The sequence below is a fragment of the Tepidimonas thermarum genome (assembly GCF_007556705.1).
In the GTDB taxonomy this organism is placed as follows: domain Bacteria; phylum Pseudomonadota; class Gammaproteobacteria; order Burkholderiales; family Burkholderiaceae_C; genus Tepidimonas; species Tepidimonas thermarum.
In genome coordinates this window covers 1-959 of sequence record NZ_VJOL01000116.1, presented here as the reverse complement: position 1 = coordinate 959, position 959 = coordinate 1, and the positions used below count along the sequence as shown (strand labels likewise).

Here is a 959-nt window from a genome sequence, read left to right as displayed (position 1 = left end):
CCGCCTTCTTCCTTGCTCAGCACGTAGACCTCACCGGTGAAGTGGGTGTGCGGCGTGATCGAGCCGGGCTTGGCCAGCACTTGGCCGCGCTCGACTTCTTCGCGCTTGGTGCCGCGCAGCAAGATGCCGACGTTGTCGCCCGCTTGGCCTTGGTCGAGGAGCTTGCGGAACATTTCCACGCCGGTGCAGGTGGTCTTGGCGGTGGGGCGAATGCCCACGATTTCGACTTCGTCGCCAACTTTGATGATGCCGCGCTCGATGCGGCCGGTGACGACGGTGCCACGGCCCGAGATGGAGAAGACGTCTTCGACGGGCATGAGGAAGGTGCCGTCGATGGCGCGCTCGGGCGTGGGGATGTAGGTGTCGAGCGCTTCGGCGAGCTTCATGATGGCTTGCTCGCCGAGTTCGCCTTTGTCGCCTTCGAGGGCTTTGAGCGCCGAGCCTTTGATGATGGGGATGTCGTCGCCAGGGAAGTCGTACTTGGAGAGCAGCTCGCGCACTTCCATTTCGACGAGCTCGAGCAGCTCGGCGTCATCGACCATGTCGCACTTGTTGAGGAACACGATGATGTAGGGCACGCCCACTTGGCGCGCCAGCAGGATGTGTTCGCGCGTTTGCGGCATGGGACCGTCGGCAGCCGAGACGACCAGGATGGCGCCGTCCATCTGGGCCGCGCCGGTGATCATGTTCTTGACGTAGTCGGCGTGGCCGGGGCAGTCCACGTGCGCGTAGTGGCGGTTGGCGGTTTCGTATTCGACGTGCGCGGTGTTGATGGTGATGCCGCGCGCCTTTTCTTCGGGCGCCGCGTCAATTTCGTCGTACTTCTTGGCCTGACCACCAAACTTGCTGGCCAGCACCGTCGTGATCGCCGCCGTCAGCGTCGTCTTGCCGTGGTCCACGTGACCAATCGTGCCCACGTTGACGTGCGGCTTGGTCCGCTCGAATTTTTCCTTTGCCAT

General features: G+C 63.2%; 1 protein-coding gene. It reads right to left on the bottom strand.

The features are described from left to right. Positions 1-959, bottom strand: a 959-nt coding sequence (tuf, locus tag Tther_RS13155) for an elongation factor Tu (protein ID WP_143904582.1), incomplete at its 3' end; no start/stop codon positions are given.